This is a genomic window from Streptomyces yaizuensis, from assembly GCF_034961445.1.
GTDB lineage: Bacteria > Actinomycetota > Actinomycetes > Streptomycetales > Streptomycetaceae > Streptomyces > Streptomyces yaizuensis.
The window spans coordinates 100,764-123,746 of record NZ_BSBI01000012.1; the positions used below are offsets into that span (position 1 = coordinate 100,764).

The window sequence follows — 22,983 nt, forward strand, 5'->3', positions numbered from 1 at the left end:
CCCACTGCCACCGGCGCTCACGGGCCTGCGCGGGATCCGCTCCAAGCTCAGCGGACCGACCGGATCCGCCACACCAGCACCGCGCCCAGACCCGTCGACAGCGACGCGGCCAGATAGAGCCCGGTGTACCCGCCGGCGACGGAGACCACCGTCGCGGCCATCACCGGCCCCAGCACCTGGGGCACGGTGTTCGCCGCGTTGAACATCCCCAGATCCTTGGCGTGGTCGCCCGAGTGCGGCAGCACCTGCGTGAGCAGCGCCTGCTCCGCCGAGACGTAGACGCCGAAGCCGAGCCCCAGCAGGGCCGCCGCGACCGTCGCCGTCGCCCAGCCGGGCCACACCGCCAGCACCAGCGACGCCGCCGACATCAGCACCGCCCCCGCCGAGACCGGCGCCCGCCGCAGCCCCAGCCGGTCCGACACCGCCCCGGCGGCGGACGCCGTCACCACCACACCCGTCGTGTAGAGCACGGTGAGGACCAGCACCCCGCGCTCCGGATCGCCGTATCCCACCGCGTCCTTGAGGAAGTAGAGGAGGTACAGCGTGCCCAGACCGTTCCCCAGATTCACCAGGAACCGGGTGGCCCACGCCCAGGCGTAGTCCGGATGGGCCCGCGGGCTCAGCCAGAAGTCCCCCGCCCGGGGCCGGGGCCGGGGCGCCGCCCGCACCGGCTCCTCCGGTACCAGCACGAACGGCAGCGCGCAGAACACGACCACGGCGGCGAGCAGCGCGTAACCGCCGCCCGTGCCCGACGCCACCACCGTCACCAGCACCGCGCCGACGACCAGCCCCAGCGCCTGCGGCACCGCGACCGAGCCGGAGACCGCCGCCCGCCGCTCCACCGGCACCCGGTCCGGTACGGCGGCCAGCGCCCCCGCGAGCTGCGCGCTCAGCCCCAGCTGCGCCAGGGCCCAGCCGAGGGTGACCCCGGCCGTCGTGGACTGCGCCGCCGTGAGGAGCAGCCCGCAGGCGCCGACGAGGGCGCCGCCCGCGATCCACGGCCGGCGGCGGCCGAACCGTCCCCCGGTCCGGTCCGACAGCGCGCCCGCGAACGGGGCGGCGGCCACGGCGACCAGCGCCCCCAGGCCGGTCGCCCAGCCGAGGGCGATCTCCTTGCCGCCGGGGTCGATCTCCGCCAGGTGCGCGGCGAGCAGGATCTGCATCGGGGTCAGCAGCGCCATGTACAGGCCGAGATGGAGCAGCATCAGCCGGGCGGTCCAGCCCCGGCCCACGGGCGCGGTCTGCCGCCGGGGGTCCCTCCCGGCGGTGGGCTGGTGCGCGTGCGTGTCCATGGGCGGCTCGCCATCGGCTCGGACGACAGGGGCCGTGCGTCCGCCGGCCGGGGCGCGGGGCCGGGCGCCTGCGGCCGGGGGGGGGTGTCCGGAGCCTACGGACACCCCCCGGCCGGGGACAACGCGTCAGGATTCGGCCGCGGCCGATTCCTCCTCGTACACCAGGATGGTCCGCTCGTCGGAGACCGGGTGTCCGGCGCGGGCGAAGTGCCGGGCCATCGGGATGTTGGTCCGGTCGGTGGCGCCCGCGATGAACTCGGCGCCCTCGGCGGCCAGCAGGTGGGTGCACTCGGCGAGCAGATCGTAGGCGTAGCCGTGGCCGCGCTGCTCGGGGACGACGCCGATGAAGCCGATGCACGGCCCGGAGGGGGTGTGCGCCGGGATGTGCAGCCCGACCAGCTCCCCGCCGGGGGTGTACGCCAGCTGCCACCACGCGCGCGGCGAGGGGCACCAGCGGAAGAAGTCCAGTTCCTCCTGGGCGGCGAGGTCGAGGCCGCCCCGGGCGATGTCGCGCAGGGCGTGCGCGTCGAGAGTGGCCGAGTGCACCCGGCGCAGCACGTCGAAGATGACGGCGTCGTCGGGCTCGGGCCGGAACACGAGCCGTCCGGGCCGCTCGGGGAGCCCGCAGTCGGGGGTCCAGCGGTACTGGTAGCGCTCCACCAGGACGCTCATCCCGGCGGCCTTCGCGATCCGCAGCCGGGCCTCGGCCGCGGCCCGGGCCACCGGGTCCTCGCGCCAGTCGCGGGGCAGGATCAGCTGGTAGGCGACCCGGTAGGGGGCGGTGCGCAGCAGCTCGACGCCCGCCTCCTCCTCACCGTCGGCGATGTCGAGCCGGTTGATGTTGCGGGGGGTGGTGTCGTCGGGGCCGCCCCACCAGGAGCCACGGGCCACGACCACGCCGTCGCGCAGGGCGACCCGCTGCCATTCGGGGCGGTAGGTGACATGCGCCAGCGTGCGGCCGGTGCCGAGCGGGTCGGGCAGGGTGTCGACGAGGGATGCGTCGCTCGCGTCGAGCGCGCGGATGACCAGAGAGGTCATGGGAGAGTCCTCCGGAAGAGATGCGGTGAGAGCGCTCCCGGTCAGACTGCGAACGCCGGACGGGCAGGGCGGGAGCGCGGAAAACGTGTGGTGTACACGGCACTCGCCTCCTCTCCGTACGTCCTCTGGCGTCGTGATCACGCTAACCCGGACGGTGCGGCGGAGTCCAGCGTGTTTTTCCGGGGCCTCGCGCGGGCCGTCCCCGTTTCTGGACACCGGGCGCGCTCCGGACCGACAATCGACGGGTGACGTCGTCGTTCGAGTTCCCCACGCACTCCGCTCCGGTTCAGGTCAGGGTCGCCGACGCCGAACGGGACCGGGTCGTCGGTCTGCTCAGCGAGGGCGCCGCGGAGGGCAGGCTCTCCCACGACACCTTTCTGCGCCGGCTGGAGCTGGCGCTCGCCGCCCGCAGCGCCGACGAACTCGCGGTGCTGACCGCCGATCTGGCACCGGAGGACGGCCCGGGGGTGCGCGGCCGGCTGGTCGGCGCGGTGGGCGAGGTGTCCGCGTTCTGGGAGCGGATGCGCCGTGCGTGGTACGCGCAGAAGCTGCCGCCGCTGCTGCTGCCGGAGCCGGGCCCCGGCCCGCTGGGCATAGGGCGGGACCCGGGCAACGGGCTGCGGCTGAACCACGACACCGTCTCGCGCCGGCACGCGGAGCTGACCCGGCGTCATGGCACGTGGGTGCTGCGGGACCTGGGGTCGACCAACGGGACCATGGTCAACGGGCGGCGGGTCGTGGGGGCGATCGTGGTCCGCGACGGGGACATGGTCAGCTTCGGCCGGGTGGGGTTCCGCCTCACCACGGACTGAGCACCGGCACCGCACCCGTACGGCTCCGGACCCGCGGGGAGCCTTCCGCGTACGGGCCGCTCATGCGGGGATCCGGGCGAGCAGCGCCACCGGCCGGTCGGCGAACAGCTCCCGCAGCTCCACCGGGCCGCCGCCGTCCCACCACCGCTCCCGCTCCGCGAGCCGGTCCGCCCACCGGCCCGGCGGCAGCTCCAGCGCCGTGTCCGCCCAGCCGCCCGCCCGCTCCAGCCGCAGCGACAGCCGGGTGACCGCCGTGACCACATCCCCCGTACGGCAGAAGGCCACACAGTGCGCGGCGGCGGCCCCGGCCGCCCGCAGCGGCGCATAGGTCCCCGACGCGCCGAACACCCCGGGCCGCTCCCGCCGCAGCCGCAGCGCCGCCCGGACGAGCACGGTCCGCTCGTCCGGCTCGGGCTGCCGGAACGGCGCCCGGTTGTCGGGGTCGACCAGGGCCGCGTACTCCCGCTCGCTGCCCTGGTAGAGGTCCGGTACGCCCACCGCCGTCAGGTGGAGCAGGGCCGCCCCCAGGGCGCCCGCCCGGCTGTGGGGGGCCAGCTCCCGGGCCAGGTCGCGCAGGGTGTGCAGCGGCGGGCCGAGGGGCCCGGCGGCCACGAAGCGGGCGACGGCCGCCTCGTACGCCGGGTCCGGCTCGCTCCAGCCGGTGTGCAGCGCGGCCTCCCGTACGCCCTTGAGGAGCGCGGCCGGCAGCCGCTCCGCGTCGGGGAGGCCGAAGCCGAGGGCGGTCTGCCAGGCCACCCACGCCAGATGGGGGTCCGGGGCCGCGGCATCGGGGGCCTGCGCCGCGGTGACCTCCGCCAGGAACGCCGACCAGCGCTCCGGGCACTGCGACAGCACCGCGATCCTGGCCCGTACGTCCGCGCTCCGCTTGGTGTCGTGGGTGGTGAGCACGGTGCCGGTGGTGGGCCAGTCGCGGGCGAGCCGCTCCTCGTGGGCGTGGAAGGCGTCCGGGTCGACGGCGGGTGCCCCCGGGTCGCCGCCGACCTCGGACGCCGACAGCAGCGGCGCGTACCGGTAGCCGGCCGTGTCCTCGACGGACTTGGCGCGCAGGGCGGCGGCCGTCTGCGCGAACCGGGCCCGGAAGGCGTCCCGGGACGGGCTCGTGCCCAGCCGGCCCAGCGCCAGATCCCGTACGACGTCGACCGCGCCCGCCTCCTGCGCGACGGAGAACGCGGCCTTCGCGCCCGCCGCCGCCGCGATGGTGAGCACGTCCTCGCCGCCGGACGGGTAGGGGCGGTAGACCGGCACCCGCACCAGCAGCTCCCGGATCGCGACCGCGAGCGCCCAGGGCGCGTGGTCGCGCAGGGCGAGATCGTCGGCGCAGACCCGTTCGGCGAGCCGCACCAGGGCATTGACCTCGGCGGCCAGGTCGTGGTGGACGAAGCGGTACGCGGCCCTGCGCACCGTCGGCTCCCAGAAGCCGCCCCGGTCCCCGGCGGCCTGGGTGAAGGCGCGGTAGCGGCGGGTCAGCTCGGCCAGCCCCTCCGGGTCGGTGAACAGGCCGTCGATCCGCCGCAGGGTGTCGTAGCCGGTGGTCCCCGCGACCGGCCACGCGGGCGGCAGCCGCTCGTCCCCGGTGAGGATCTTCTCGACCACCGTCCAGCAGGCGCCGCCCACCGCCGCGTCGAGCCGGCGCAGATACGCCTCCGGGTCGGCGAGCCCGTCGGGGTGGTCCACGCGCAGCCCCGCGACGACACCGTCCCGGACCAGCTCGATCACCTTGGCGTGGGTGGCGTCGAAGACCTCCGGGTCCTCCACGCGGACCCCGATCAGCCCGAGGACGGTGAAGAACCGCCGGTACGCCAGCTCGGTGCGGCCAAGACGCCACCAGCCGAGCCGGTACCACTGGGCGTCCAGCAGCTCCGGCAGCGGCAGCGACGCGGTGGACTCGCGCAGCGGCAGCCGTACCTCCCCGTAGCGCAGCTCGGTGCCCTCGACGCGCAGCGCGGCCAGCCGCTCCGCGCCCATGGGCCCGTCCAGCAGGGGCAGCAGCACCCGTCCGCCGCCCGCCTCCCAGTCGATGTCGAACCAGCGGGCGTACGGCGAGGAGGGGCCCGAGCGCAGGACGTCCCGGAGGGCCGCGTTGTCCTGGGGCAGCGCGGACATGTGGTTGGGCACGATGTCGAGGACGAGCCCCAGGCCGTGGGCGCGCGCGGTGCGGGACAGCTCCCGCAGCCCCTCCTCGCCGCCCAGCTCGCGGCGGACGCGGGTGGGGTCGGTGACGTCGTAGCCGTGGCGGGAGCCGGGAGTGGCCTCCAGGACGGGGGAGAGGTGCAGATGGGAGACGCCGAGGGAGGCGATGTAGGGGACGGCGGCCGTCGCCGCGGCGAAGTCGAACGCGGGCTGGAGCTGGAGCCGGTAGGTGGCGGTGGGGTGCATGCCCGCGTATGTACCCGCTGGGTGCCGCTCCCTGACATCCCCGTGGTGTTCGGGTACGGGAGGCGGCCCCGGTCAGCGGCGGCGCAGCACCACCAGGCTCCGGCCGGTCAGCGGGACCTTCTCGCCCGCCGTGGCCTCCGGTCCGCCGCCGGGGGGCACGGCCACCGGGCGGGCGGTGTCCACCACGGTCCGCCAGCGCGCCCCGAGCCCCTCGGGGACCACGAAGTCCAGGTCGTCCGCGTCGGCGTTGAACATCAGCAGGAAGGAGTCGTCCGTGATCCGCTCGCCGTGCGGGCCCGGCTCCGAGATGGCGGCCCCGTTCAGGAAGACGGAGAGCGCCCCGGCGCGCGCGGACTGCCAGTCCCGCTGGGTCATCGCGTCGCCCTGGGGGGTGAACCAGGCGATGTCCATCAGCCCGTCCCCGTCCCCGCCGTCCCCGCCGCCCGTGCCGTCGCCCGTGGCCACCGGGCGGCCCTGGAAGAACCGCCGCCGCCGGAAGACCGGGTGGTCGCGGCGGAGCCAGACCATCGCCCGGACGAACTCCAGCAGCGACTCGGGGCCCTTCTCGGCCGGCTCCGGCCAGCGCACCCAGGAGACCTCGTTGTCCTGGCAGTACGCGTTGTTGTTGCCGCCCTGGGTGCGGCCGAACTCGTCGCCGTGGCCGAGCATCGGCACCCCCTGGGAGAGCAGCAGGGTCGCGATCAGGTTCCGGACCTGGCGGGCCCGCAGCGCCAGCACCTCCGGGTCGTCGCTCTCGCCCTCCGCCCCGCAGTTCCAGGAGCGGTTGTGGTCCTCGCCGTCGCGCCCGCCCTCGCCGTTGGCGGCGTTGTGCTTCTCGTCGTACGACACCAGATCGCGCAGGGTGAAGCCGTCGTGGCAGGTGACGAAGTTGATGGAGGCGAGCGGCCGGCGGCCGTCGTCCTGGTAGAGGTCGGAGGAGCCGGTGAGCCGGGAGGCGAACTCCGGGAGCGCGCGCGGCGCCCCGCGCCACAGGTCCCGTACGGTGTCGCGGTATTTGCCGTTCCACTCGGTCCACAGCGGCGGGAAGTTGCCGACCTGATAGCCGCCCTCGCCCAGGTCCCAGGGCTCCGCGATCAGCTTCACCTGGCTGACCACCGGGTCCTGCTGCACCAGGTCGAAGAAGGAGGAGAGCCGGTCCACCTCGTGGAACTGCCGGGCCAGGGTGGCCGCCAGATCGAAGCGGAAGCCGTCCACCCGCATCTCGGTGACCCAGTAGCGCAGCGAGTCCATCACCAGCTGGAGCACCTGCGGGCTGTTCATCCGCAGGGAGTTCCCGGTTCCGGTGGTGTCCGTGTAGTGGCGCCGGTTCTCGGCCAGCCGGTAGTAGGAGGCGTTGTCCAGGCCCCGGAAGGAGAGGGTGGGGCCGAGATGGCTGCCCTCGGCGGTGTGGTTGTAGACGACGTCGAGGATGACCTCGATGCCGGCCTGGTGCAGCGCCCGTACGGCGTGCTTGAACTCCAGCACCTGCCCGCCGCGCTCGCCCCAGGAGGCGTAGGCGTTGTGCGGGGCGAAGAAGCCGATGGTGTTGTAGCCCCAGTAGTTGGCGAGGCCCGCGTCCACCAGCCGGTGGTCGTGGACGAACTGGTGCACCGGCATCAGTTCGAGGGCGGTGACGCCCAGCTCGGTGAGGTGGGAGAGCACCGCCGGGTGGGCGAGCGCCGCGTAGGTCCCGCGCAGCTCGGGGGGCAGCGCCGGATGGAGCATCGTCAGGCCCTTCACATGGGCCTCGTAGATGACCGTACGGTGGTACTCCGTCCGGGGGGCGCGGTCGTCGCCCCAGTCGAAGTACGGATTGACCACCACGGAGGCCATCGTGTGCGGGGCTGAGTCCAGGTCGCTCCGGGAGTCCGGGCGGCCGAAGTGATAGCCGTACACCGACTCGTCCCAGGTGACGGCGCCGCTCATCGCACGGGCGTACGGGTCGAGGAGCAGTTTGGCGGAGTTGCAGCGGTGCCCCCGTTCGGGAGCGTAGGGGCCATGGACCCGGAAGCCGTACCGCTGGCCCGGCATCACCCCCGGCAGATAGGCGTGCCGGACGAAGGCGTCGGTCTCCCGCAGCTCCACCGGGGTCTCGGAGCCGTCGTCGTGCAGCAGGCACAGCTCGATCCGGCGGGCCGCCTCCGAGTACACCGCGAAGTTGGTGCCCGCGCCGTCGTAGGTGGCCCCGAGGGGGTAGGCCCGTCCCGGCCAGACCTGCATGGGGGAACCTCTCCCTGTCGACCCGGATGTACCGGAAACAACGGTATACAGGGTTTCAATCGGGATGAAAGTACATTGATCCGGCATTTTGCCGGGAGGGTGACCCGGTCAACCGGGAGCGGCCCCCGTCCCACTCCGGCGGCCCTCCCCTCCCGCCGTTATGAATCAGCTCACTCCCGGCGACCCCGCCAGGAGGAACCTGCCCGGGCCCGGCGGGAGTTGGGCCACGACCCGGCCGATCCTGCTGCGTCGGCTCCCGTGCGCGGAGTAGTCTTCCTTGATCGTTGGGTGGGGGACGGGAAGGCGGTGCGCGGGTGAGCGGAGGGCTGGAACTGCCCCCCGGTGACACGGGTCACGACGGGGACTCCGCCGACGCTCCACCCGGCGCGGTCTCCCTCGCCCGGCCGATGGAGATCGGGGCGGAACTCGACTGGGACGCGGACGCCTGGAGCGAGGTGCGCACCCGGGCCCAGCGCGCCGGACGGGCCTACATCTGGCTCAATCTGGTCGAACAGCGGCTGCGCGCGGTGGTGGCGGCGGTGGTGCGGCCCGTCTACGAGCCGGTCCACGGCGACGACTGGGTGGTGGCCGCCGCCGGGCCCGCGGGCCAGGAGTGGGTGCAGCGGGCGGTCGCGGTCCGGGAGGTCTCCCGGCGCAAGGGGTATCTGCTCGACCCCGCCGACGACAACGTCCTCTCCTTCCTCACCCTGCCCCAGCTGCGCGAGCTGATGGTGCAGCACTGGCCGTGCTTCGAGCCGTACTTCGACGACCGGCGCGATGTCGAGCTGGCCCTGGACGAACTGGAGGTCGCCCGCAATGTGGTCTCCCGCAACCGGGCGCTGAACGAGGCCGTCCTCGCCCAGGCCGAGCGGGCCTCCGGGCGGCTCATCGCGATCCTGTCCGGCGGCGGGGCCGGGGTGCCCTCCGCCGACCGGCTGCCCGTCGACGCCGTCGAGGACCTGGTGGGGGACCGGTACGCGGACGTCGTCTCCGTCCACCCCGACCGGGTCAGGCTCCAGCGCCAGCTGCCCGCCGAGGACCTCTTCGGCGGCGCCCGCCGCCTCGACGCCATCGGCATAGGCCTCAATCTGCTGGTGCAGAACTTCTCCGGCCGCCGCCTGGTCCACCTGGCCGGGTCGGGCTGCCGGGTCCGGCTGCTCTTCCTCAACCCCGCCAGCAGCGCCGTCAAGCGGCGCGAACGCGAGCTGGGCATCCGCAAGGGGGAGCTGAGCCGCACGGTGGAGATGAACATCCTCCACATGCGCCGGGTACGGGCCCGGCTGCGGGACCCCGGCGCCTTCGAGATCCATGTCTTCGACGAGACGCCCCGCTTCACCGCGTACCTCGTCGACGGCGACGGCGCCGACGGACTGGCGGTCGTGCAGAGCTATCTGCGCCGGGCCCGCGGGATGGAGGCGCCGGTGCTGGTGCTGCGCGGCGGCGGCCGTCCGGTGGTCCGCGCGGGCGGCGACGCCGAGCACGGGCTCTTCCAGACCTACCGGGAGGAATTCGAATCGGAGTGGGCCGACTCCCGGCCGGTCTCCTGACCCTGTCCTGGCCGGCCCCTGACCCTGTCCTGGCCGGCCCCTGACCCTTCCCCGGCCGACCCCTGGTCCTTCCCCGGCTGTCGCCCCGGACCTTCCCCGGCCGTCCGGCCGGTTGTGGGGGTGCTCCGGTCAGGGTGTCAGTGGCGCATGGGAGGGTGAGTGTCCGATGGGGGAAAGCACCACAGACGCACCACGGAGGAGGGCTCCACGATGGCTTGGCACGGGGAACCGCTGGTCGGCTTCGACCTGGAGACGACGGGCACCGACCCGCGGGAGGCACGGATCGTCACCGCCGCCGTGGTCGAGGTGCGGCTCGGACAGCCGGAGCATCGGCGGACCTGGCTCGCGGACCCGGGGATCCGCATCCCCGAGCAGGCCTCGGCGATCCACGGCATCAGCAGCGAGCGGGCCAGGGCCGAGGGCCGGCCCGCGCGGGAGGTCGCCGACGAGATCGCCGACGAGCTGTGCGGCCACTGGTCCCGGGGGGTCCCCGTCGTCGCGTACAACGCCGCGTTCGACCTGTCGCTGCTCGCGGCTGAGCTGCGGCGCCACGAGCTGCCGTCGCTGGCCCGGCGGCTGGGGGGCGCCGCCACCGGCCCCGTGATCGACCCGTACACCATCGACCGGGCCGTCGACCGCTACCGCAAGGGCAAGCGGAATCTGGAGGCCGTGTGCGCGGAGTACGGGGTGGAGCTGGACGCCGCCCACGACGCCACGGCGGACGCGGTGGCGGCGGTCCGCGTCGCCCGCGCGCTCGCGCTGCGCCACCCCTCCGTCGCGGCCCTGGACCCCGAGCGGCTGCACGAGCGCCAGATCCGCTGGTACGCCGAATGGGCGGCCGACTTCCAGGCGTTCCTGCGCCGCAAGGGGAACGCGGACGCGGTGGTGGACGCCGAGTGGCCGCTGCGGGAGCAGGCGGCGGCGGGCGTCTGACCCACGGCCCACGGCCCGGGTCCAGGGGCGATGGGCCGGGCCGGCCGCTCCGGCGCCGTCGGCGACGAGGCCCCCAGACGTATACCGACGCCGTGCCGGAGGCCGTCCGCGCGCCGGTACCGGCAGGCCGTCCGCCGTACCCGGGTACGCGGTTTCCCGCGAGCGCAGGCCCGCCGGGCCGGACCCCGCCTAGGTCGTTTCTTACGGATCAGGCTGGGTCAGGGAGCGGGGTCTGGTGCCGTGGATCGCAAGGCGGAGGAGGGAGTCCATGCGGAGCATCGGCGACTGACGACAACGCGGCGAGGCGCGGTGCCAGGGCACGCGAGCCCCAGCAAGATCCGTAAGAGACGGCCTAGCCGCCGGCCGGGTGCGGCCGGCGGCGAGGCGGGGTCCGGAAGCGCGTGCCTCAGTCCTGTCGGCTCGTGACCTCGACGAGGTGCATCCCGAACTGGGTCTTCACCGGGCCCTGAACCTCGTTGACCGGCGCGCTGAAGACCACCGCGTCGAACTCGGGGACCATCTGACCGGGTCCGAACGAGCCGAGGTTGCCCCCGTCGCGGGAGGAGGGGCACGTGGAGTGCTGCCTGGCGAGCTGGGCGAAGTCCGCTCCGCCCGCGATCTGCTCCTTCAGCCGCAACGCCTCGGATTCCGTCTTCACCAGGATGTGGCGGGCAGTGGCCCTGGCCATGGCAGTTCCCTTCGAGTGGCCTGATCATGAAATGAGCTACCCGGCATGCTACCGAGCGCCTCCGCGGGCCTCCGACGCCGCCGGGCCCGGGGCGGTATGCCCCGAGGCCCCGAGGCCCCGGGTGATCCGGCGGCCCGGTCAGAAGGGGTGCCAGCGCACCTCGGGCCGGTTCTCCCGCAGGGACGCCACCCGGCGGGCGAACTCCTCGCGGGCGCGCGGGTTCGCCGGGGCGTGCTGGGCCACCCACGCACAGCTCGCGGTCTCCCGGGCGCCCCGCAGCACCGCGCAGCCGTCCCAGTCCCGCACGTCCCACCCGTACACCCGGGTGAAGTCGTCGTACTCCCCGGGCGGCAGCCCGTACCGGTCCCGGGCCAGCGCCAGGACCACGAGGTCGTGCTCGCGCAGATCCGCCGAGAAGGTCTCCAGGTCCACCAGGACCGGCCCGTCCGGACCCACATGGACATTGCGGGTGAGCGCGTCGCCGTGGATGGGCCCCGGCACCAGACGCGGGGTGAGCGCGGCGGCGGCCTCGGCGAAGCCGTCCCGGCGGGCCCGCAGATAGGCGGCGTCCGCCGGGTCGATCGCGTCGCCCGCCAGCCGCAGCCAGCGCTCCACCCCGCCCAGCAGCTCACGCGGCGGCAGCTCCACGGGTGCCGCGCCCAGCGCGTGCACCAGCCGCAGCAGCTCCGCCAGATCCGCCGGCCGGGCCGGGCGGACCGCGTCCGGCAGCCGCTGCCAGCGGGTCACCGGATGACCGTCGACCAGCCGGGCCACCGGCTCGGCGGGCCGCACCGCCGGGACGCCCGCCGCCGCCAGCCACAGCCCCACGGCGACCTCCCGCCCGGCCCGCTCCAGCAGCTCCGCCGAGCGCCCCACCTTGACGACGGTGTCGCCCACCGCGAAGACCGCGTTCTCCCCGAGCGCCAGCAGCGGGGCATCGGCGGGCTCCCCCGCGGCGGCCAGCACCTCCCGCGCGCGTGCCTCGTCCATCGCCCTGCTCTCCCGCCGGTGTCGGTCCTGCCTCGTACGGTCGTCACGGACCGCCGCGCCGCATGTTTCCCCGGCGACCGGCCCGAACACGCCAAAGTCTGCCATCCGGACCAACGCGCCTTGACGGGCCGACCCCCCCGTCAGCACGATGACCGTGCCTCATGGACCGTGCCTCATGACTGCCGGACCGGCGGAAATCGGCCCCTCGGCAAGGAGTCGACATCGTGACATCGACCGCTCCGGCCCCCCAGCCCCCTCCGCCCCGCACCGCCCGGCGCTCCTTACCGCGGCAGCGCCCCGGGCGCCACGCCCGCCCCCGCGTGCTCGACCACGGCGCCTGGTTCCTGGTCCTGCCCGCGCTGCTCCCGATCCTCCTGCTCAGCGTCGCGCCCCTCCTCTACGGGATCTCCCTCGCCTTCACCGACTCGCAGGCCGGGCGCACCGACCCCACCCGGTGGATCGGCTTCCTCAACTTCCGCGACCTCGCCCGCGACACCCTCTTCCTGGAGTCCTTCGGCATCGGCCTGGTGTGGGCCGTCGGGGTCACCGTCCCCCAGTTCGCCCTCGCCCTCGGGCTCGCCCTCCTGCTCGACCAGGAGCTGAGGCTGCGCTGGCTGGCCCGCGCCCTCGTGATCATCCCGTGGGCCATGCCCGAGGTGGTCGTCGGCGTCATGTGGCGGCTCGTCTACCACCCCGACGCGGGCATCCTCAACGAGACCCTGCGCGACCTCGGCCTCGGCTCCGGCCAGGCCTGGCTGACCGGCCTCGACACCGCCCTGCCCGCCGTCGTCGCCGTCGGGATCTGGGCCGGGCTGCCGGTGACCGCCGTCGCCCTCCTCGCCGGACTCCAGAACACCCCGCGCGAACTCCACGAGGCCGCCGCCCTCGACGGCGCCGGCGCCTGGCGCCGGTTCACCACCGTCACCTGGCCCGCGCTGCGGCCCGTCGCCCTTTCCATCACCGCGCTCAACGTCATCTGGAACCTCAACGCCTTCGCCCTGGTGTACGTGCTCACCGGCGGCGGCCCCGGCGGCCGCACCCGCCTCCCGGCCCTCTTCGCCTACGAGGAGGCCTTCCGCTACGGCCAGTTCGGCTACGCGGCCGCCATGAGCTGCGTCCTCGTCGCCGTGGTCGCGGTGCTGCTCGCCGTCTTCCTTGTCGGACGGCTCACAGGAGGCGACGAGAAGTGATCCGCACCAGCCGGGCCGCCCGGACCGGACAGTACCTCGCCCTCGCCTGCTATCTCGTCCTCCTCGGCTTCCCCTTCGTCTGGCTGCTCTCCACCGCCGTCAAACCCGCCCGCGAACTGGCCTCGCTCCACCCCGCCTGGATCCCCGCGGACCCCACCCTCGCCAACGTCCGCCAGGCGTTCGAGGAGCAGCCCCTGCTGCGGGCTGCGGGCAACAGCCTCCTCGTCGCCGTCTGCGCCGCCCTGATCTGCGTGGCCGTCGCCACCCCGATGGCCTACGTCCTGGCCCGGCGGCGCACCCGGCTCACCGCCGCCGCCACCGGCTGGGTGGTCGTCAGCCAGGCCTTCCCCTTCGTCCTCGTGATCATCCCGCTCTTCCTGGTGCTGCGGAACCTGCGGCTGGTCGACACCCTGACCGGGCTGGTCCTCGTCTACGTCGTCTGGTCGCTGCCCTTCGCCCTGTGGATGCTCACCGGCCATGTCCGCGCCGTCCCCCGCGAGCTGGAGGAGGCCGCCGCCGTCGACGGCGCGGGCCGGGTGCGCACCCTCGTCTCCGTCGTCGTCCCGCTGCTCGCCCCCGGGCTCGCCGCCACCGCCCTCTTCGCCTTCATCACCGCCTGGAACGAGTTCTTCTTCGCCCTGGTGCTGCTGAAGTCCCCCGAGCACCAGACCCTGCCGGTGGTCCTCACCCGCTTCATCGGCGCCGAGGGCGTCGCCGACCTCGGCCCGCTCGCCGCCGCGGCCCTCCTGGCGACCCTTCCCTCCCTGCTCGTCTTCGCCGTGATCCAGCGGCGGATCACGAGCGGCGTCGCGGCCGGGGCGGTGCGCGGCTGATGGGCGCGGCCCTGGCCCGGCGTACCGCCGTCGAACGGCTCGCGGCGGCCGCCACCGGGCTCGCCCTGCTGCTCACCGGCTGCGCCGGCGACGGCGACCGGCACCGCCGCGCCGACGGCACCATCGAACTGCGCTTCCACTCGCTGGCCTGGCAGAAGGAGTCCGTCGCGGCCACCAAGGAGCTGGTACGGGAGTGGAACGCCCGCAACCCGGCCGTGCGGGTCCGCTATGTCCAGGGCTCCTGGGACAGCGTCCACGACCAGCTGCTGACCTCCTTCGAGGGCGGCGAGGCACCGGACATCATCCACGACGCCGCCGACGACCTCGCCGACTTCGCGTACGGCGGCCGGCTCGCCGATCTGCGCCCGCTGCTCTCCGCGCGGCTCACCGCCGACATCCCCGCCGCGAGCTGGGAGACGACCACCTTCGGCGGCGACGGCGGTGTGTACGGAGTGCCCTTCCTCCAGGAGCCCCGGGTCCTCATCGCCAACCGCCGGCTGATCGAGGGGTCCGGGGTACGGATCCCCACCCCCGAGCGGCCCTGGAGCTGGCCCGAGTTCCGCGCGGTGGCCAGGGAGCTGACCGCGTACATGGGCCGGGGCCGGTACGCCGTCGCCTGGCCGCTGCGGGAGCCGGTCTCCGTCACCCTCAATCTCGGGCTCTCCGCCGGCGGCCGGCTCTTCGTGCGGGACTCCGGCGGCAAGGCGCGGATCCGCTTCACCGACGGGGACGCGGTGGTGCCCGACACCATCCACCACCAGGTCAACACCGACCGGACCGCGGCCCCCGACACCGCCGGCACCGGGGGCTCGGACACCCTGCCCGGCTTCTTCGGCGGCCGGTACGCGATGGTGCCGCTCGGCTTCGCCTACCGCCAGCAGATCGCGCAGCAGGCCCCCGAGGGCTTCGCGTGGACGGTGCTGCCCGCGCCCGCCGGGCCCGGAGGGCCGGTGCAGGGGGTGAGCCCGCAGACGCTGTCGATCGCCCAGGACACCCCGTACAAGAAGGAGGCCGCGCGTTTCATCGAGTTCCTGCTGCGGCCGCCGAACATGGTGCGGCTGGCCCGGGGGGACTGGATGCTCCCGACCGGGCGGGCGGCCCTCGCGGACCCGGCGCTCCGCACGGACCGGGACGGCTGGGCCGTCGGCGCGGCGCTCGCCCGGGAGCTGCGGGCCGCACCGGCCCCGGCGGTGCGGGGGTACCCGGAGTGGAAGGACAAGGTGGCGACCCCCGCGTACCAGGAGTACTACAGCGGCGCGATCGACCGGGAGGAGCTGGCCGAACGGCTGGTCGAGGACGGGAATCTGGTGCTCGCCCGCTATCAGCGCTGAGCGCCGCCGGGGGAGCCCGGGAAAATTTATGTTGCACGAGACGTCTCGTCTCGTTTATGCTCAGTGCATGATCGAACGACGCCCCGCCCACATCGCCATGTTCTCCATCGCCGCCCCCGGCCATGTGAACCCCAGCCTGGAGGTCGTGCGCGAGCTGGTCGCGCGCGGACACCGGGTCAGCTACGCCATCCCCGCGTCCTTCGCGGACAAGGTCGCCGCGACCGGCGCGACCCCCGTCGTCTACGAGTCCGTCCTGCCGACGGAGGACGACCCCGACGCATGGGGCACCGAGCTGATCGACAACCTGGAGCCCTTCCTCAGGGACGCCGTCCATGTCCTGCCGCAGCTGGTGGACGCGTTCGCGGGCGACGAACCGGATCTGGTGATCCACGACATCACCGCCTACCCGGCCCCGGTCCTCGCCCACCGGTGGGGGGTGCCCGCCGTCTCGCTCTGGCCCAACCTCGTCCCCTGGGAGGGGTACGAGGAGGAGGTCGCCGCCCCGATGTTCGACGAGCTGAAGAAGTCCGAGCGGGGGCAGGCGTACTACGCGCGCTTCGGCGCCTGGCTCGCGGAGAACGGGCTCGGCGAGGTGGAGCCCGACCATCTCGTGGGCCGCCCCCGGCGCGGGGTCGTGCTGATCCCGAAGGCGCTCCAGCCGCAGGCCGACCGCGTGGACACCGATGTCTTCACCTTCGTCGGCGCCTGCCAGGGCGAGCGGGCCGAACAGCCCGACTGGGAGCGCCCGGCGGACGCCGAGAAGGTGCTGCTGGTGTCGCTCGGCTCCTCGTTCACCAAGGTGCCCGACTTCTACCGGGCCTGCCTGGAGGCCTTCGGCGGGCTGCCGGGGTGGCACACGGTGCTCCAGATCGGCAAGCACGTCGACCCCGCCGAGCTGGGGGAGATCCCGGCCGGCGTCGAGGTCCACCCCTGGGTCTCGCAGCTGTCCATCCTGCGCCAGGCCGACGCCTTCATCACCCACGCGGGTGCGGGCGGCAGCCAGGAGGGGCTGGCCACCGCCACCCCGATGGTCGCCGTCCCGCAGGCCGTCGACCAGTTCGGCAACGCGGACATGCTGGCGGCGCTGGGCGTCGCACGACGGCTGGACTCCGCCACGGCGACCGCCGATGAGCTGCGGGAGGCGGTGCTCGGCCTGGTGGGCGACCCGGCCGTCGCCCGGGAGCTGGCCCGGATCAGCCGGCAGATGGGAGAGGAGGGCGGCACCCGGCAGGCGGCGGACCTGATCGAGGCCGAACTGCCGGTGCGCTGACACCCCCTCCGGTCCCGGGGCCGTCGGCGCTCCACGGCCCCGGGAGCGGAAACCCCCGCTTCACCCGCCCGTCATGGCGCTGAAACCCGTGCGCCACAAGGTGGTTGACGGTGCCGGGCCGGTGCCGAGTCCGTTCTGAACGGCCATGGCCGATTTTTCATTATAAAACCTTGTTGCAAAAATCACACCTGCTCAGGGCGCTTGATCTGAGCACGCCAGATGGGCAGAGTTCGGGTCAGCCCCGGGACTTCCCCTCACCCGGGGCGGGCGGCTCCGTGCTCACCCCCCACGGGGCACGGGGCCGCCCACCACGACCTCGCCGGGCAGCCGGGCCGAGCGCCCCGGTCGGCGGCTCAGCCGACGTCCAGCGCCGTCCCGTACAGCCGGTCCACCCGCAGCCGGAGCACCACCCGGCCCTGTGCGACCTGCTGCTCCAGGAAGACCGTCTCCGCCGCTCCGCCTTCGGGGCGCATGTCCCCGGGGAGCATCGCCAGCAGCTCCCGGCCCACCGCGTCCCCCGGCACGCTCGTGACCGGCGACACCTCGGCCTCGCCCTCCGCGACCGCGAACGACCACACGTCACCGCCGGGTACGTGCACCGCGGCCCGGGGGTCTTTCCGCAGCTGCCGTACCTTGACCCGGTCGGCGGTGGTGGAGAAGCGCACGATCCGCTCCTCGGGATCCCAGTGGTAGAGCATCGTCGTCAGATGCGGACGGCCGTTGCTCTTGTTGGTCGCGAGGGTGCCGAAGCGGCCCGCGCTCAGCAGCTCGGAGAGCGCGGCGTCGGAGAGGGCGCGGGGTGCGGGTCCTTGACTCATGACCGGTCAACACCCTTGTCCCACAAGGATATTCCGGCCCATCCGCCTCCCCCGGGGCGGCTCAGTGGCGCCGCCGGCGGTGCCTGCGCCAGACGAAGCCGCCGGGCAGCCGGACGGCCACCCCGCTCCTGCCGTGGCTGTCCCGGGTCAGATGGGCGCGCCGGCCACCGAGCCGCAGCGACCAGCCGTGCCGGCCGACGTTCAGGTACAGCACCTTGGGGATCAGGGTGATCCGCTTGTGGTAGTGGAACGGCATGGGGGCCTCCTTTCCTCCAGGGTGCGCCGTGCGCACCCCGTACCCGTCACCGTACGGGCACGGCCCTGTCACACCGTACGGGCCGCTCCGGCGGAAGAAGGAGGGGGTCGGTCAGGAGGTCGGTCAGGCGGGGACGGCGAGCGACCCCGTCCGCCGTACCGCGCGCACGGTCCCCGAGGTCCCGACGGCCGCGGCGGTCGCGGCGGTCTGATCGAAACGGTGCAGCAGCAGCCGTGCCAGCTCCGGCGCCGGGCCCAGCACACCGGCCAGGACATCGGCCTCCCGCGCGCCCTCGGCGATCCGGTCCGGCAGTCGGCCGGGGGCGATGACCAAAGGGGCCACCGCCACCCGGACGCAGCCGTCCCCGCGCAGGGCTCGCACCGCGACGTCGGTGCGTGGCGGGGACGCGGAGGCGAACGCGGGCCGCACGGCGCACCAACCGGTGCGCCTCAGCTCCCGCGCCATGTCAGCGATCACCGCGATCGCCTCCGGGTCGGTGGTGCCCGCCGAGGCCAGGACCAGCCCCGTCGAGCACCGGTCGGACGGGGTCAGCCCCGCCTCCCACAGCCGCCGCTCCAGAGCGGCGAGCAGCAGCGGCGAAGGACCCAGGACCCCCGCCTGCCGGATCCGCAGCCGGGGCAGCCGGGCCCCGGCCTCCCGCAGTACCGCCGGGATGTCCGACTTGGCGTGGAAGGCCCGGGTCAGCAGCAGCGGGACCGCCACCACGTCGTCGGCGCCCTCGTCGGCCAGCCGCTCCAGGACCCGCGGCACGGTGGGCGCGTCGAAGTCCAGGAACGCCGTCTCCATCCGCTGCCCCGGCCGCAGCGCGCGGGCCCGCCGCAGCAGGGCGTGGACGGTCGCCGCGTGCCGCGGGTCACGGCTGCCGTGGGCGACGGCCAGCAGGACGGGAAGGGACATGACACGACTCGACTCTGTTCGGGACGGACCGGAGGGGGCAAGGGGAGGAGGGGCCTGCCGTCAGGACTTGACCAGCAGACCGCGGCCGCGCAGCACGGCCCGCTCCAGCGGACTGAAGAGCAGCAGGTCGATGGCGATGCCGACGATCAGGATCAGCAGGATCGCCATGAACACCCCGGGCATGTCGGAGTTGCTGCGGCCGTTCTCCAGGAGCTGGCCGAGGCCGAGGCCCAGATCGGGCGACGACGCGATGATCTCCGCGGCCATCAGCGAGCGCCAGGAGAACGCCCAGCCCTGCTTGAGCCCCGCCACATAGCCGGGCAGCGCGGCCGGCATGACGATGTACCAGGTCCCCTTGAGGCCGGTGGCGCCCAGGGTCCGGCCCGCCCGCAGGAAGAGCGGCGGCACCTGGTCGACGCCCGAGACCAGACCGTTGGCGATCGAGGGCACCGCGCCCAGCAGGATCACCGCGTACATCATCTGGTTGTTGAGCCCCAGCCAGATCACCGCGGGCGGCACCCAGGCCACCGACGGCAGCGACTGGAGCCCGGAGAGGATCGGGCCGATCGCCGCCCGGACGAACTTCACCCGGGCGACGAGCAGCCCCAGCGGGGTGCCGATGGCGAGCGCCAGCAGGAAGCCCAGCAGGCCCCGGGAGACGCTGGTCCAGACGACCTCCAGCAGGGTGCCCTGGAGCCACAGGTCCGAGACGCTGTCCCAGACGGCCCCCGGCGCGGGCAGGCTGCCCTCGTCGGTGACCTCGGCCCAGACCAGGATCTGCCAGACGACGACGACCAGCGCCACCGCCGACAGCGGCGGCAGCACCTTCTGGAGCAGTACCTGCCTGACGGGGGTGCGCTGGGACTCGACGGTCTCCAGCGCGTCGAGCCCGGCTTCGAGCCCCGCGAGGTCGTGCGAGGCGCCCCCCGGTGCCTTCGCGGTGTCAGTGCTGGCCATGTCGGCGGATCTCCCCACGCAGTTCTTCAGTGATCTCGATGGACAGCTCGGCCACCGCGGCGTCCTCGATCCGGCGCGGGTGCTCGATGCCGACCGTCCACTCGCGGGCGATCCGGCCCGGCCGGGACGACAAGAGCACCACCCGCTCGGCCAGCCGGACCGCCTCGCGCACGTTGTGCGTGACGAACAGCACCGACAGGCGGGTCTCCCGCCAGATCCGGGTCAGCTCGTCGTGGAGCACGTCCCGCGTGATGGCGTCGAGCGCCGCGAACGGCTCGTCCATCAGCAGCAGCTGGCTGTCCTGCGCCAGCGCGCGGGCGAGCGCGACCCGCTGCCGCATCCCGCCCGACAGCTCGTGCACCCGCTTGCGGTACGCGCCGCCGAGCCGCACCAGCTCCAGCAGCCGCTCGGCCTCCGGGCGCCGCTCGGCCTTGGGCACCCCGCGCAGCCTGAGCGCCAGCTCGATGTTCTTGCCCGCCGTCAGCCACGGGAAGAGCGCGTGCTCCTGGAACATCAGCGCCGGGCGGCCCTGGGTGGTGATGGTGCCCGCGCTGGGTGCGTCAAGACCGGCCACCAGATTGAGCAGGGTGGACTTTCCGCACCCGGACGCCCCCAGGAGGGTGACGAACTCGCCCGGCGCGACATCGAGGGTGATGTCGTCCAGGACGAGCTGCCGCCCCGAGGGGCCCGCGAAGGACTTCGAGACATGCTCGATGCGGGCGGAGTGCCCGGCCGTCGTACGGTCCTCGGCCTGATCCTTGGTGAGGGTGGCCATGGTCGTCACCTCCTGGGAACGTACTGAGCTGGTTACTTGACGCCGAGACCGGCGTCGGAGACCTCGGCAGCGCCCTCGGCGGCGAGCACCTTGTTGAGGATGGAGAGGTCGTAGATGCCGGCCAGGTCGGGCTTCTCCAGCAGACCGGCCTTGACGGCGTACCCGGCCTGCGTCTGGAGCGTCGACGCCAGCGGGTCGTCGGTGAACTGGATGGACGGCCACGCCGGGTCGATGATCTCGGCGGGCAGCTCCTTGCCGGTGAGCGCCTTCAGCTTGGCGTTGGCGGACGCCTTGGCCCGGTCCGGGTCGGCCTTGATGAACGCGTTCGTCTTCACCGAGCCGCGCACCACGGCCTCGACCACGTCGGGGTGCTCCTTGAGGAACTTCTGCGCCACGATGATGTGGGTGATCACGAACTTCTTGTCCGGCCACAGCTCGGCCTCGTCGAGGAGGACCTTGGCGCCCTGGTCGACCAGCCTGGACGCGGTCGGCTCCGGCACCCACGCGCCGTCGATGGAGCCGGACTTGTAGGCATCCGGGGTGATCTTGTTGTCGGTGCGGACGACCAGTACGTCGCCCTTGCCGCTCTGGGCGTCGGTCTTCCAGCCCCGCTCGTTGATCCAGTTGAGGAAGGCGACGTCCTGGGTGTTGCCCACCTGCGGGGTCGCGATCCGCTTGCCCTTGAGATCGTCCAGCGTCTTGATCTTCTTCGGGTTGACCACCAGCTTGACCCCGCCGGACGCGGAGCCGGCGACGATCCGCAGGTTCTTCCCCTTCGACTTGGTGAAGCCGTTGATCGCGGGGGAGGGGCCGATGAAGCCGATGTCGATCGAACCGGCGTTCAGCGCCTCGATCTCGGACGGGCCGGCGTTGAAGGTGGTCGACTGGAGCTGTGTGCCGCCCAGCTCCTTCTGGAGGATGCCCTCCTGCTCACCGACGAGGGCGGTGGCGTGGGTCAGATTGGGGAAGTAGCCCAGCCGCACCTTGTCGGTGGAGAGCTTCTTGCCCGTGGCGGCCGGGGCGACCTCGTCGTCCTTCTTCTCGGAACCGTAGCCGCAGGAGGCGAGCGCTCCGGTCAGCAGGGTCAGCGCGAGCGCCGTGGTCGCGCCGCGGCGCAGGGTGGTACGGATGGCAGGCACGGAGGGCGTTCCTCTCGTAATCCCCGGTGCGGACGCCGTGCGGGCGCGGCCGGGGAACTGGTGCGGGCGGGTCTTCGTCGGGACAACGGGTCTGTGGTGCTCCGGGTCATCGCGCACATCGCGAGACACCTCCGGATCCGGCACCGAGCGTGCCGCTGCCCACCCGTCCGCCCTCCTTGGCGAAGGTCGCGAAAGCGTTGTTCGTCATCTGGGAAATCCCCCCCTGGGATGTTTTCAGAAGTCCCACTCGGAGCCGGCGGTGTCGCCGTCGGCCCCGTTCCCGGCGTGGGTGGTGTGCGCGAAGGCCTCGCCCGCCATGCCGGCGGCGAGCGTGGTGCCGTCCGCCGGGTCGATCAGCAGGAACGAGCCGGTGCGGCGGGAGTCCGCGTACGCGTCCAGCGCCAGCGGCTCCGCGGTGCGGAGCCTGACCCGGCCGATGTCGTTGGCGACCAGCTGCCCGGGGGCCGGGTGCTGGGAGAGGTCGTCCAGGGTGAGCCGCGAGGGGATCTCCCTGACGATCGCCTTCACCGTACGGGTGGTGTGCTTCAGCAGGACCCGCTGCCCCACCGACAGCGGCTGATCGGCCACATGGCAGACGGTGGCCTCGATGTCCTGGCTGGTGGTGGGCGCGTCACCGCTGGGGACGAGCAGGTCGCCCCGTGAGATGTCGATGTCGTCCGCCAGCAGCAGCGTCACCGACTGCGGCGTCCAGGCGATGTCCACGGGCTTCCCGAGGAGATCGATCCCCGCGATCGTGGAGGTGCGCCCCGACGGCAGGACGGTCACCGGCTCGCCGACCCGGAAGGTGCCGGCCGCGATCTGGCCCGCGTACCCCCGGTAGTCGGGGTGCTCGGCGGTCTGCGGACGGATCACGTACTGGACGGGGAAACGGGCGTGGCAGCCGGTCAGGTCATGGCTCACCGGCACCGTCTCCAGGTGCTCCAGCACCGTGGGGCCGCCGTACCAGTCCATGTTCGCCGACGGGTCGACCACGTTGTCCCCGGCCAGCGCCGAGATCGGGATGGCGGTGATCTCCGGGACGCCCAGCTCGGACGCGTAGCCGGTGAACTCCTCCGCGATCCTCGCGAAGACGCCCTCCGCGTAGTCGACCAGGTCCATCTTGTTGACGGCGAGGACCACGTGCGGCACCCGCAGCAGCGCGGCGACGGCCGCGTGCCGGCGGGTCTGCTCCACCACTCCGTTGCGCGCGTCGACCAGGACCACCGCCAGCTCGGCCGTGGACGCGCCCGTCACCATGTTCCGTGTGTACTGCACATGGCCGGGGGTGTCGGCGAGGATGAAGCGGCGCCGCGCGGTCGCGAAGTAGCGGTAGGCGACGTCGATGGTGATGCCCTGCTCGCGCTCGGCCCGCAGGCCGTCGGTGAGCAGCGCCAGGTCCGGGGCCTCCTGGCCGCGGGAGCGGGAGGCGTGCTCCACCGCCTCCAGCTGGTCGGTCAGCACCGACTTGGAGTCGTGCAGCAGCCGTCCCACCAGGGTCGACTTGCCGTCGTCCACGGAACCGGCGGTCGCGAAGCGCAGCAGCGTCGTCGCGGAGAGCTGTTCGGTCGCAGAGGTCATG

At 73.6% G+C, this 22,983-nt stretch carries 20 protein-coding genes; 7 read left to right on the forward strand and 13 right to left on the reverse strand.

The window, feature by feature from the left end; all coding sequences use genetic code 11:
• Positions 1 to 47 precede the first annotated feature (47 nt).
• Both SYYSPA8_RS26335 and SYYSPA8_RS26340 read right to left on the reverse strand, forming a co-directional pair.
• Positions 48 to 1,292: an MFS transporter gene (locus tag SYYSPA8_RS26335; RefSeq protein ID WP_323449810.1), complete on the reverse strand. Its 1,245-nt coding sequence runs from the start codon at positions 1,290 to 1,292 to the stop codon at positions 48 to 50.
• A gap of 126 nt (positions 1,293 to 1,418) precedes the next feature.
• A complete protein-coding gene (locus SYYSPA8_RS26340; RefSeq protein ID WP_323449811.1) occupies positions 1,419 to 2,330 on the reverse strand; it encodes a GNAT family N-acetyltransferase in 912 nt (303 codons plus the stop codon).
• Positions 2,331 to 2,575: 245 nt separating this feature from the next.
• On the opposite strand from SYYSPA8_RS26340, the gene SYYSPA8_RS26345 reads away from it, so the two are divergent.
• The gene (locus tag SYYSPA8_RS26345; protein ID WP_323449812.1) at positions 2,576 to 3,142 is read left to right on the forward strand and encodes a DUF1707 and FHA domain-containing protein; all 567 of its coding nucleotides are present in this window, start codon (positions 2,576 to 2,578) and stop codon (positions 3,140 to 3,142) included.
• Between the two features lie 60 nt (positions 3,143 to 3,202).
• Here SYYSPA8_RS26345 and treY read toward each other — a convergent pair whose 3' ends face one another.
• Together treY and glgX are read right to left on the reverse strand one after the other, a co-directional pair.
• Positions 3,203 to 5,539: a malto-oligosyltrehalose synthase gene (treY, locus tag SYYSPA8_RS26350; RefSeq protein ID WP_323449813.1), complete on the reverse strand. Its 2,337-nt coding sequence runs from the start codon at positions 5,537 to 5,539 to the stop codon at positions 3,203 to 3,205.
• 72 nt (positions 5,540 to 5,611) lie between these two features.
• Positions 5,612 to 7,759 carry a glycogen debranching protein GlgX gene (gene glgX, locus SYYSPA8_RS26355; protein WP_323449814.1) on the reverse strand — a complete coding sequence of 716 codons (2,148 nt, stop codon included), beginning with the start codon at positions 7,757 to 7,759 and terminating at the stop codon, positions 5,612 to 5,614.
• Positions 7,760 to 8,073: 314 nt separating this feature from the next.
• Here glgX and SYYSPA8_RS26360 point away from each other — a divergent pair, with 314 nt between their 5' ends.
• Both SYYSPA8_RS26360 and SYYSPA8_RS26365 read left to right on the forward strand, forming a co-directional pair.
• Positions 8,074 to 9,306: an SAV2148 family HEPN domain-containing protein gene (locus SYYSPA8_RS26360; protein ID WP_323449815.1), complete on the forward strand. Its 1,233-nt coding sequence runs from the start codon at positions 8,074 to 8,076 to the stop codon at positions 9,304 to 9,306.
• A 210-nt stretch (positions 9,307 to 9,516) separates the two neighbouring features.
• A complete protein-coding gene (locus SYYSPA8_RS26365) occupies positions 9,517 to 10,239 on the forward strand; it encodes a 3'-5' exonuclease (protein WP_323449816.1) in 723 nt (240 codons plus the stop codon).
• Between the two features lie 406 nt (positions 10,240 to 10,645).
• On the opposite strand, the gene SYYSPA8_RS26370 is transcribed toward SYYSPA8_RS26365, so the two are convergent.
• Both SYYSPA8_RS26370 and SYYSPA8_RS26375 read right to left on the reverse strand, forming a co-directional pair.
• Positions 10,646 to 10,927, reverse strand: a complete 282-nt coding sequence (locus SYYSPA8_RS26370) for a peptidylprolyl isomerase (RefSeq protein ID WP_323449817.1) — start codon at positions 10,925 to 10,927, stop codon at positions 10,646 to 10,648.
• 138 nt (positions 10,928 to 11,065) lie between these two features.
• Entirely contained in the window at positions 11,066 to 11,917 is an 852-nt protein-coding gene (locus tag SYYSPA8_RS26375; RefSeq protein WP_323449818.1) for a phosphotransferase enzyme family protein, read from the reverse strand.
• A 224-nt stretch (positions 11,918 to 12,141) separates the two neighbouring features.
• Between SYYSPA8_RS26375 and SYYSPA8_RS26380 the strand changes: the two genes are divergently transcribed.
• From SYYSPA8_RS26380 to mgt, 4 genes are read left to right on the forward strand one after another with little or no spacing between them, the layout of a single operon-like run.
• On the forward strand, positions 12,142 to 13,107 hold the full coding sequence (locus SYYSPA8_RS26380) for a carbohydrate ABC transporter permease (protein ID WP_407706091.1): 966 nt from the start codon (positions 12,142 to 12,144) through the stop codon (positions 13,105 to 13,107).
• A complete protein-coding gene (locus tag SYYSPA8_RS26385; RefSeq protein WP_323450001.1) occupies positions 13,107 to 13,940 on the forward strand; it encodes a carbohydrate ABC transporter permease in 834 nt (277 codons plus the stop codon). Before SYYSPA8_RS26380 ends, SYYSPA8_RS26385 begins: the two co-directional genes overlap by 1 nt.
• Complete coding sequence (locus tag SYYSPA8_RS26390; protein WP_323449819.1) at positions 13,940 to 15,271, forward strand: ABC transporter substrate-binding protein; 1,332 nt, start codon at positions 13,940 to 13,942, stop codon at positions 15,269 to 15,271. The genes SYYSPA8_RS26385 and SYYSPA8_RS26390 overlap by 1 nt, the downstream gene beginning before the upstream one ends.
• Before the next feature lie 28 nt (positions 15,272 to 15,299).
• Positions 15,300 to 16,541, forward strand: coding sequence for a macrolide-inactivating glycosyltransferase (mgt, locus tag SYYSPA8_RS26395; RefSeq protein ID WP_407706092.1), 1,242 nt, complete (start codon positions 15,300 to 15,302; stop codon positions 16,539 to 16,541).
• 353 nt (positions 16,542 to 16,894) lie between these two features.
• Here mgt and SYYSPA8_RS26400 read toward each other — a convergent pair whose 3' ends face one another.
• From SYYSPA8_RS26400 to SYYSPA8_RS26430, 7 genes are all read right to left on the reverse strand, one after another.
• Positions 16,895 to 17,359, reverse strand: coding sequence for a PPOX class F420-dependent oxidoreductase (locus SYYSPA8_RS26400; protein WP_323449821.1), 465 nt, complete (start codon positions 17,357 to 17,359; stop codon positions 16,895 to 16,897).
• A 61-nt stretch (positions 17,360 to 17,420) separates the two neighbouring features.
• Positions 17,421 to 17,615, reverse strand: coding sequence for a DUF4236 domain-containing protein (locus SYYSPA8_RS26405; protein ID WP_323449822.1), 195 nt, complete (start codon positions 17,613 to 17,615; stop codon positions 17,421 to 17,423).
• Between the two features lie 123 nt (positions 17,616 to 17,738).
• Positions 17,739 to 18,533: a sirohydrochlorin chelatase gene (locus SYYSPA8_RS26410; protein WP_323449823.1), complete on the reverse strand. Its 795-nt coding sequence runs from the start codon at positions 18,531 to 18,533 to the stop codon at positions 17,739 to 17,741.
• Between the two features lie 60 nt (positions 18,534 to 18,593).
• Positions 18,594 to 19,490: an ABC transporter permease gene (locus SYYSPA8_RS26415; RefSeq protein WP_323449824.1), complete on the reverse strand. Its 897-nt coding sequence runs from the start codon at positions 19,488 to 19,490 to the stop codon at positions 18,594 to 18,596.
• Positions 19,477 to 20,265: an ABC transporter ATP-binding protein gene (locus tag SYYSPA8_RS26420; RefSeq protein ID WP_323450002.1), complete on the reverse strand. Its 789-nt coding sequence runs from the start codon at positions 20,263 to 20,265 to the stop codon at positions 19,477 to 19,479. The genes SYYSPA8_RS26415 and SYYSPA8_RS26420 overlap by 14 nt, the downstream gene beginning before the upstream one ends.
• 32 nt (positions 20,266 to 20,297) lie before the next feature.
• Positions 20,298 to 21,404, reverse strand: coding sequence for an aliphatic sulfonate ABC transporter substrate-binding protein (locus tag SYYSPA8_RS26425; protein ID WP_323449825.1), 1,107 nt, complete (start codon positions 21,402 to 21,404; stop codon positions 20,298 to 20,300).
• Positions 21,405 to 21,638: 234 nt separating this feature from the next.
• Entirely contained in the window at positions 21,639 to 22,982 is a 1,344-nt protein-coding gene (locus tag SYYSPA8_RS26430; RefSeq protein WP_323449826.1) for a sulfate adenylyltransferase subunit 1, read from the reverse strand.
• Position 22,983: the final 1 nt, after the last annotated feature.

Bases quoted from the DNA above. Each gene is read 5' to 3' on its own strand.
- treY (WP_323449813.1), bottom strand. From the start codon at position 5,539: ATGCACCCCACCGCCACCTACCGGCTCCAGCTCCAGCCCGCGTTCGAC.
- SYYSPA8_RS26335 (WP_323449810.1), bottom strand. From the start codon at position 1,292: ATGGACACGCACGCGCACCAGCCCACCGCCGGGAGGGACCCCCGGCGG.
- SYYSPA8_RS26390 (WP_323449819.1), top strand. From the start codon at position 13,940: ATGGGCGCGGCCCTGGCCCGGCGTACCGCCGTCGAACGGCTCGCGGCG.
- glgX (WP_323449814.1), bottom strand. From the start codon at position 7,759: ATGCAGGTCTGGCCGGGACGGGCCTACCCCCTCGGGGCCACCTACGAC.
- mgt (WP_407706092.1), top strand. From the start codon at position 15,300: ATGTTGCACGAGACGTCTCGTCTCGTTTATGCTCAGTGCATGATCGAA.
- SYYSPA8_RS26400 (WP_323449821.1), bottom strand. From the start codon at position 17,359: ATGAGTCAAGGACCCGCACCCCGCGCCCTCTCCGACGCCGCGCTCTCC.
- SYYSPA8_RS26340 (WP_323449811.1), bottom strand. From the start codon at position 2,330: ATGACCTCTCTGGTCATCCGCGCGCTCGACGCGAGCGACGCATCCCTC.
- SYYSPA8_RS26365 (WP_323449816.1), top strand. From the start codon at position 9,517: ATGGCTTGGCACGGGGAACCGCTGGTCGGCTTCGACCTGGAGACGACG.
- SYYSPA8_RS26415 (WP_323449824.1), bottom strand. From the start codon at position 19,490: ATGGCCAGCACTGACACCGCGAAGGCACCGGGGGGCGCCTCGCACGAC.
- SYYSPA8_RS26410 (WP_323449823.1), bottom strand. From the start codon at position 18,533: ATGTCCCTTCCCGTCCTGCTGGCCGTCGCCCACGGCAGCCGTGACCCG.
- SYYSPA8_RS26370 (WP_323449817.1), bottom strand. From the start codon at position 10,927: ATGGCCAGGGCCACTGCCCGCCACATCCTGGTGAAGACGGAATCCGAG.
- SYYSPA8_RS26375 (WP_323449818.1), bottom strand. From the start codon at position 11,917: ATGGACGAGGCACGCGCGCGGGAGGTGCTGGCCGCCGCGGGGGAGCCC.
- SYYSPA8_RS26405 (WP_323449822.1), bottom strand. From the start codon at position 17,615: ATGCCGTTCCACTACCACAAGCGGATCACCCTGATCCCCAAGGTGCTG.
- SYYSPA8_RS26430 (WP_323449826.1), bottom strand. From the start codon at position 22,982: ATGACCTCTGCGACCGAACAGCTCTCCGCGACGACGCTGCTGCGCTTC.
- SYYSPA8_RS26420 (WP_323450002.1), bottom strand. From the start codon at position 20,265: ATGGCCACCCTCACCAAGGATCAGGCCGAGGACCGTACGACGGCCGGG.